This window comes from Azohydromonas aeria (assembly GCF_009760915.1).
Taxonomy (GTDB): Bacteria; Pseudomonadota; Gammaproteobacteria; order Burkholderiales; family Burkholderiaceae_C; genus Azohydromonas; species Azohydromonas aeria.
This window is the reverse complement of record NZ_VIDQ01000007.1, coordinates 138,010-145,700: the sequence shown is the minus strand read 5'-3', so window position 1 is coordinate 145,700 and position 7,691 is coordinate 138,010. Positions and strand designations below refer to the sequence as shown.

6 protein-coding genes are annotated in these 7,691 nt (G+C 71.3%); 4 read left to right on the top strand and 2 right to left on the bottom strand.

Features of this window, described 5'->3' with window-relative positions:
- Positions 1-843: 843 nt before the first annotated feature.
- A complete protein-coding gene (locus FJ694_RS06670) occupies positions 844-2,250 on the bottom strand; it encodes a bifunctional enoyl-CoA hydratase/phosphate acetyltransferase (protein ID WP_157265330.1) in 1,407 nt (468 codons plus the stop codon).
- Between the two features lie 463 nt (positions 2,251-2,713).
- Between FJ694_RS06670 and FJ694_RS06665 the strand changes: the two genes are divergently transcribed.
- The 3 genes from FJ694_RS06665 (at position 2,714) to FJ694_RS06655 (ending at position 5,474) form a co-directional block, all read left to right on the top strand.
- Entirely contained in the window at positions 2,714-2,953 is a 240-nt protein-coding gene (locus tag FJ694_RS06665) for a thioredoxin family protein (protein WP_157265329.1), read from the top strand.
- 133 nt (positions 2,954-3,086) lie between these two features.
- The gene (ccoG, locus tag FJ694_RS06660) at positions 3,087-4,529 is read left to right on the top strand and encodes a cytochrome c oxidase accessory protein CcoG (RefSeq protein ID WP_157265328.1); all 1,443 of its coding nucleotides are present in this window, start codon (positions 3,087-3,089) and stop codon (positions 4,527-4,529) included.
- A gap of 162 nt (positions 4,530-4,691) precedes the next feature.
- Positions 4,692-5,474: a hypothetical protein gene (locus FJ694_RS06655; protein ID WP_157265327.1), complete on the top strand. Its 783-nt coding sequence runs from the start codon at positions 4,692-4,694 to the stop codon at positions 5,472-5,474.
- 4 nt (positions 5,475-5,478) lie between these two features.
- On the opposite strand, the gene FJ694_RS06650 is transcribed toward FJ694_RS06655, so the two are convergent.
- Positions 5,479-6,081 carry an MBL fold metallo-hydrolase gene (locus tag FJ694_RS06650; RefSeq protein WP_157265326.1) on the bottom strand — a complete coding sequence of 201 codons (603 nt, stop codon included), beginning with the start codon at positions 6,079-6,081 and terminating at the stop codon, positions 5,479-5,481.
- 239 nt (positions 6,082-6,320) lie between these two features.
- On the opposite strand from FJ694_RS06650, the gene FJ694_RS06645 reads away from it, so the two are divergent.
- Positions 6,321-7,679, top strand: coding sequence for a sigma-54 interaction domain-containing protein (locus FJ694_RS06645; protein ID WP_157265325.1), 1,359 nt, complete (start codon positions 6,321-6,323; stop codon positions 7,677-7,679).
- The last annotated feature ends 12 nt before the right edge of the window (positions 7,680-7,691 follow it).

Below are 7,691 nucleotides of genomic sequence, written 5' to 3'. Positions count from 1 at the left end.
TTCAATCTGAGCCAGGATCAAACTCTTCAGTTCGATCTTGAAAAAATCACTGCTCAAAGGAAATCGACAAGAGAAGCAAAGCTCTCTCAATCAATTTCTCAGAGCGTTCGAGACCAGTAAAGGCCCCAGGAACTCCAGGCATCCCCGAAGCTCCGATGTGTCAGGCACCTCACCCAACGCCTCGAACGCCCACGCTTATCGGCTGTATGTTTTTAAAGAGCATCGACTTTGTTCAACACTTCGCAAACTGCTGCCGGTAACCCGGCTTGCTGCCTGCATCGCGTTTCGCTGTTTCTATCAGCGAAGCCCAAGATTCTAACACGTTTTAAATCAGTGTCAAACACTCGGACTTTCCTGGCGTCAATCGCAAAATGATTTGCGATTTCTGCCGTCTTGCTGCTTCTGCGTTGACAACATCAAGCTGTCGGCGTCAGCAGCAAGGGAATGAATTCTGCCTTCAGGCATTAACTTCGTCAACCGCCGTCTTATTTCCCAGCTGCGTTGCGGGTTATTGCCCGACTCGCTTCAAACTCTTCCCGCATGCACTCGACGGTGCGCTGCCGGACATTTGAACGACCCAACCTTCAAACTCCGGGCAATTCCACAGGGAACCGCGCCGAAGCTTTTCAAGCCTAGATCGAGACACGCTCTCAAATCACCCGGAGCGGTTTCGAGGCCGTCCGAACGATTGGTTTGTGTCAGCGAGGGGATAGAGTATACACGCTTTCGCGGGGATGTCCAGCCTTTGGGTGCTTGACATGCGAAGAAGATGCTCGCGACGCATGCTGACGTTAGCAAGCAGGTCCGCCGCCATCAGCTGGCAGGAGGCCAGCGCCAGAGGGCTCAAGCCGGCAGCCGTTGCCGCCGCGCCGCCACCAGCCGCGCCAGCGCCGCCGAGGCCAGCCGCGTGCGCAGCGAGTCGGCGCGGCTGGTGAGGATGATCGGCACGCGCGCGCCCACCACCAGCCCGGCCGCGTCGGCATTGGCCAGGTAGATCAGCTGCTTGGCCAGCATGTTGCCGGCCTCCAGGTCGGGCACCAGCAGGATGTCGGCACTGCCCGCCACGGGCGAGACTATCTCCTTGGTGCGCGCCGCGTCCACGCTGATGGCGTTGTCGAAGGCCAGCGGCCCGTCCACGCGGCCGCCCCGGATCTGCCCGCGCACGGCCATCACCGTGAGCGCCGCGGCGTCGAGCGTGGCGGGCATGGCCGGGTTGACCGTCTCCACCGCCGCCAGCACCGCCACGTGCGGCGTGGCCACGCCCATCACGTGCAGCAGGTCGATGGCGTTCTGGCAGATGTCGCGCTTGTGCGCCAGCGTCGGGCTGATGTTGATGGCCGCGTCGGTGACGATGAGCGGCTTGTGGTAGCTCGGCACGTCCATGGCATAGACGTGGCTGATGCGCCGCTCGGTGTGCAGCCCCGAGCCCGGCGCCACCACCGCGCCCAGCAGCTCGTCGGTGTGCAGGCTGCCCTTCATCAGCGCCTCGACCTGGCCGCGCACGGCCAGCTCCACCGCGCGCGCCGCGGCAGCGTGGCTGTGTTCGACGCCCTCAATGGCCACGCCCTGCAGCGACAGCCCGGCGGCTTCGGCCACGGCGCGGATGCGCGCCTCGGGCCCGACGAGCAGCGGCTCCAGGAGCCCCTCGTCGCGCGCCTCCAGCGCCGCGGCCAGCGCCTCGGCCGAGCAGGGATGGACGATGGCCGTGCGCATGGCGCCGCAGCCGCGCGCCTCGGCCATCACCGAGGCATAGCGGTCGTGGCGCTGCAGCGCCACGTCGGGCGCGGGCATGCGCGGCCAGGCGATGGCCCGGCCCGGCGCCAGCACCAGCGCCTGGCCCGACAGCACCTCCTCGCCACGCTGGTTCACGCAGCGGGTGTCGAGCACCACCTGCCCCTTGCCCTCGCGCTTCTCGAACACCGTGACGGTGGCCGTGACGGTGTCGCCCGGCAGCACCGGCCGCGCAAAGCGCAGGTCCTGGCCCAGGTAGATGGTGCCCGGCCCCGGCAGCTCGGTGCCCAGCACGGCCGACACCAGCGCCGCCGTCCACATGCCGTGCACGACGACCTGGCCGAAGCGGTCGGTGGCGGCAAAGGCGGGGTCCATGTGCGCCGGGTTGACGTCGCCGGAGACGGCGGCGAAGAGCGCGATGTCGTCCTGGCCCACGGTGCGGGTGAGCGAGGCGCTCTGCCCAAGCCGCAGCTGGTCGAAGGTGTGGTTGCGCAGCAGCGCGGGATCGGCCTGGGACATGCAGGGAACGCCTTTCAGGGGAATGGGGGAAGCCGGCTCGGCGCTGCAGCACCTGGCAACCCGGCGCGTCGCCGTCCTTCCGCTGCGGCGCGGCAGCGCGCACGCGCCCAGGCCGGCATGGTGCGGACAACGGATCGGCAACTCAGGGTTTCCACGGAAGCCGATGATTTGGCACACCCGTGCGCACCCGTTTGACATGCGTCAACCGCCGGCCGCCGCAGCCCGGTGTTTTCCCTGGCCGGCGCGTTTCTTGTCGCCGCCGTTGACCTGCCTCAGCCCGCGGCGTGGTTGCGTACGCATGCTGTGGCTGCGCCCCGAACCTGAACGGACGATGCCACGCGGAGGCGGCTTCCCTTGCCAGCGCCACGTACGGCCGGCGCCGCACCCGCTCCATGGCGCGGCGGCGGTTCATGTCGTCCGGTTCGGTGGACGCTCAACCAAGCCACGAGCAAGGACGTCAGACATGGACATCAAGGTACTGGGCAGCGACCGCGCCAACTGCGCGGCCACGTTCGCACTCATCGAGGAAGTCGCGCGCGACATGGGCGTGCCCGTCACGCTGGAGAAGGCAGAGGACTTCGGCGCGCTCATCAGCCACGGCGTGATGAGCACGCCGGGCGTCGTCGTCGACGGCCGGCTGGTGCATGCCGGCAGCGTGCCCAGCCGCGGCCGGGTCGAGGGCTGGCTGGAGCGCAACGGCTGACCGGGCCTCGAAGGCGCGGCTGGCCGGGACTTGACGGCCGTCAAGGCCCGCCGCGCCAGGGAGCGCAGACTGCAAGCACACCGGCCAGGCGCGCCGCGCCGCCGGTCACGCAGTCAACCAGACCGCTCCCGCCATGAACACCGCCTCCACCGACCCGGCCACCGCCGCCGACGACTCGACCCAGGTCGTCTCGCTGTACCAGGCGCGCAAGAAGATCTACCCGCGTGCCGTCGAGGGCCACTTCGTCAAGTGGCGCTGGGCCGTGGTCTGGCTCACCCAGATCGTCTTCTACGGCCTGCCCTGGCTGATGTGGAACGACCGCCAGGCCCTGCTCTTCGACCTCGGCGCGCGGCGCTTCTTCATCTTCGGCCTCGTCTTCTACCCGCAGGACCTGATCTACCTCTCGGCCCTGCTCATGATCTCGGCCTACGCCCTGTTCCTCTTCACGGCCGTGGGCGGACGCCTGTGGTGCGGCTACGCCTGCCCGCAGACCGTCTACACCGAGATCTTCATGTGGGTCGAGCGCAAGATCGAGGGCGACCGCGCCAGGCGCATGAAGCTCGACGCCGCCCCGTGGAGCCTGGAGAAGCTCGCGCGCAAGGGCGGCAAGCAGGCCGCCTGGATCGCCATCGCCCTCTGGACCGGCTTTACGTTTGTCGGCTACTTCACGCCCATCAGGACGCTGGCCGGCGAGGTCGCGACGCTCTCCACCACGCCCTGGGAGACCTTCTGGGTGCTCTTCTACGGCTTCGCCACCTGGGGCAACGCCGGCTTCATGCGCGAGCAGGTATGCAAGTACATGTGCCCCTACGCGCGCTTCCAGAGCGCCATGTTCGACCGCGACACGCTCATCATCAGCTACGACACCGAGCGCGGCGAGCCCCGCGGCTCGCGCTCCAAGAAGGCCGACCCCGCCAGGCTCGGCCTGGGCTCGTGCGTGGACTGCAGCCTGTGCGTGCAGGTCTGCCCCACGGGCATCGACATCCGCAAGGGCCTGCAGTACGAGTGCATCGGCTGCGCCGCCTGCGTGGACGTGTGCAACGAGGTCATGGACAAGATGGGCTACCAGCGCGGCCTCGTGCGCTACGACACCCTCAACGGGCTGCAGCAGCACCTCGGCCGCGCGCAGGTGCTGCGCCGCATCTTCCGCCCGCGCATCCTCGTCTACAGCGCCATCCTCGTCATCATCTGCATCGCCGCAGCCGCCAGCATCGCCATGCGCTCGCCCTTCAAGGCCGACATCGTGCGCGACCGCTCCACGCTGGCGCGCCAGGTCGAGGACGGCCAGGTCGAGAACGTCTACCGGCTGCAGGTCATGAACGCCACCGAGACGGCGCAGACCTACACCGTGGCCGCCCAGGGCCTGCCCGGCCTGGCCCTGGCCCAGCCGGTGCGCCTGATGCTGGGCCCGGCCGAGGCGCAGTGGGCCACCGTGGCGCTGCGCGTGCCGCCCGAGACCGTGGCGGCCACGCCGGCCGGCGCCCACGAGGTGCACCTCACCATCGAGCGCCAGGCCAGTGACGGCGAAGCCGCGCGCTCGCTCGTCGAGAAGACCACCTTCGTGCTGCTGCGCTGAGGCCGGCAGTGGACGGCGGCGGGCGCTGTCGCAAAGCCTTACGGTATTGCCCGGCGCCCGCGCCAAAAGTGCCCTTGACCTGAGGCAAGCTCGCGGCCGTCGGCAGCGTGCGCCGGCGCCCTGGCGCGCCGCGGCGCCGGCCGAATGCAGTGGGCCGCCTCGATGTCAAGCTTCAAACCTCTCCTTCCTTTCCTGCTGTCGGGCCTCCTGGCCGGCCTGACGGCGCTGCCGGCGCGCGCGGCCGAGGCCGACGCCGCGTCGCTGCCCATGCCCTGCGTCGGCCCGGTGTGCGTCAACGCCGGCTTGCAGTCCCTCCTGGACCTGCCCTGGAAAGCCGTGGCCCAGCCGCGCGCCGAAGGGGTGCAGCAAGTGAAGCTGCAGGACCGCATGGCCCAGGCGCTGCGCGGCGACGCCGCCGCCGTGCAGACGGTGCTGGCGCACTGGCCCGGGCGCTGGTTCGGCGCGCCGGCGCTGCGCGCGCTGGCCTCGCTCGACGCGGTGTGCGAGGACATGGGCGTGTGGTGGCGCCCGCACGCGGCGCTCGACGGCCCGGGCGGCTCGCGGCTGCTGGTGGCCTTCGAGCCGGTGCCTTCGCCGAGGGGCCGGCAGCAGTTCCGCGTCGCCAACGTGTCGGTGCAGTTTCCCCAGGAGGCCGACCCGTCGCAGGCCGAGGCGCTGCGCCAGGAGTTGCGCGCCCGGCTGGAGGGCTATCCCAGCTATCCGGGCGAGGCGCAGCCCGCGGCGCGCTGGCAAGCCGGCGCCCAGGGCCGCGGCGCGCTGGAGCTGTTCGCGCCGCTGCAGGCCCTGGGCGAGCTGCACCTGCAGCCCGCCTGCCGGCGCGCGGCGGTGGCGGCCTCGCCGCTGGCCGCCGAAACGGCGGACGCGCCGCAGGCGCCGGGCGTGATGGGCCGCCAGGCGCAGGCCGCCAGCGCCGCCGCCCACTGACCCGTCACGCCGCCCCGGCGGCGCTGCCCACCCGCGCCAGGAAATCGTCGCGCGTCGCCCCGGCGAACCACGGGTGCGCATGGCGCTGCTCGTAGACCTGGCTAACGGCGCGCGTGCCGTGGGCATGCGCGCTGAACAGCAGCGTCTCGCCGGGCAGCGTGAACACCTCGCGCGTGACGCTGTCCCACAGCGCCGCGGGGTCGGCCGGACGCGGCTGGAACGGGCAGTCGCCGGCGGCCAGCAGCCCGCCGCAAAAGAGCCGGTCGCGCCAGTGGAAGCTCAGGCAGCCCCGCGTGTGGCCGGGCGTGGCCAGGGCGCGCAGCACCTCGTGGCCGAAGGACAGCTCGCCGCCCGGCGGCGGCCGGTGCAGCACGCGCGGCGCGTCCAGCGCGTCGAGCGCCGCGCGCTCGGCGGGCGGCAGCTGCGCGTCGTGCTCATGCGTGCGCAGCACCCAGCGCAGGCGCAGCCGGTGCTCGGCGAGCATGGCGCGCAGCACCGGCACGTCGGGCCCGCGCGGGTCGATCAGCACGGCCTCGCGCGTTTCCAGGTCGGCCAGCAGGTAGCTCATCGCGCCGCTGGCGGGGTCGTGAAGCATGCGGAAGTACATGCGGTCCTCTCTTCTCGCGCGATGCGGGCCGCCGCGCGGGCCGGCCGTCGCAGCCGCAACCAGTCATGCCCGGTCTTATCAAGATGCGGGCCAGCGCCGCGGCGGTGCCCCGCGCCCCTGGGCGGCCCGGGAAATCCGCAGGCCGGGCGGCCCTGACGGCGCCCGCGCCGCGCTGCCAGGACTGACAATGCTGGCAGCCGCGGCCGGCGCCGCCGCCCACGCATCCGGAACCGATCGCCATGACCCAACTGCTGCCCGAGCTCGTGTCCTACCTCGAAGGGTTGTCCGAGCCGCACATCGTCTTCGACCGCCAGTACCGCATCGTCGCGGCCAACGCGGCCTACCGGCAGCAGTTCAGCGCGGGCGGCGCCTCCATCGTCGGGCGCACCTGCTACGAGGTGTCGCACCACTTCGACCGGCCCTGCGACCAGGCCGGCGAGAGCTGCCCGCTGGCGCGCTCGCGCGTGAGCGGGCAGCGCGAGCGCGTGCTGCACCTGCACCACACGCCGCGCGGCGAGGCCTACGTCAACATCGAGCTCGCCCCCGTCGCCGACGCCTCGGGCCAGGCCGCCTTCTACGTCGAGAAGATGGAGCCGCTGCGCATTGCCGAGGGCAAGGCGTCGGCGCAGGGCATGATCGGCCGCGCCCCGGCCTTCCAAGCGATGCTGTCGCTGGTGGCGCGCGTCGGGCCCTCGCAGGCCAGCGTGCTGCTGCTGGGCGAGTCCGGCACCGGCAAGGAGCTCGTGGCGCGTGCCGTGCACGAGGTCAGCCTGCGCGCGGCGCGGCCGCTGGTGGTGGTGGACTGCGCCAGCCTGCCCGAAGCGCTGTTCGAGAGCGAGCTCTTCGGCCACGAGCGCGGCGCCTTCACCGGCGCGCACGCCAGCAAGCCTGGCCTGGTCGAAGCGGCCAGCGGCGGCACATTGTTCCTGGACGAGGTCGGCGACATCCCGCTGCTGATGCAGGTGAAGTTGCTGCGCCTGTTGGAGAACGGCACCTACCGCCGCGTCGGCAGCACCGAGCTGCGCCGCGCCGACGTGCGCGTGGTCTCGGCCACGCACCGCGACCTCGACGCCATGGTGGCCGACGGCCGCTTCCGCGAGGACCTGTACTACCGGCTCAGCACCTTCCCGATCCGGCTGCCGGCGCTGCGCGAGCGGCGCGAGGACATCCCGCTGCTGGCCGCGTCGCTGCTGGAGCGGGTGGCGCCGCGCCCGCTGAAGCTCGCGCGCGAGGCGCTGGCACGCCTTTGCGCGCACGACTGGCCCGGCAACGTGCGCGAGCTGCGCAACGTGCTGGAGCGCGCCGCGCTGCTCACCGACGGCGAGCGCATCGAGGCCGCGCAGATCGAGCAGGCCCTGGCCGTGGGCCGGCGCGGGCCCGCGGCCCCGGCCCACGCCGCGCCGCCCACCGTCGCGGCGGCGCCCCAGGCCGCGCGCACCGGCCAGCCGCTGCGCGACGCCGAGCTCGAAGCGCTGGCCGCCATGCTGGCCGCGCACCGGGGCAGCCGCGCCGAGCTGGCACGGCAGCTGGGCATCAGCGAACGCTCGCTCTACCGCAAACTGCGGGCGCTGGAGCCGGCCACGCCGCGCGAAGGCTGAAGGAGCAGGCCG

Coding starts and splice junctions, on each gene's coding strand:
- FJ694_RS06670 (WP_157265330.1), bottom strand. CDS start 2,250: ATGTCCCAGGCCGATCCCGCGCTGCTGCGCAACCACACCTTCGACCAG.
- FJ694_RS06665 (WP_157265329.1), top strand. CDS start 2,714: ATGGACATCAAGGTACTGGGCAGCGACCGCGCCAACTGCGCGGCCACG.
- ccoG (WP_157265328.1), top strand. CDS start 3,087: ATGAACACCGCCTCCACCGACCCGGCCACCGCCGCCGACGACTCGACC.
- FJ694_RS06655 (WP_157265327.1), top strand. CDS start 4,692: ATGTCAAGCTTCAAACCTCTCCTTCCTTTCCTGCTGTCGGGCCTCCTG.
- FJ694_RS06650 (WP_157265326.1), bottom strand. CDS start 6,081: ATGTACTTCCGCATGCTTCACGACCCCGCCAGCGGCGCGATGAGCTAC.
- FJ694_RS06645 (WP_157265325.1), top strand. CDS start 6,321: ATGACCCAACTGCTGCCCGAGCTCGTGTCCTACCTCGAAGGGTTGTCC.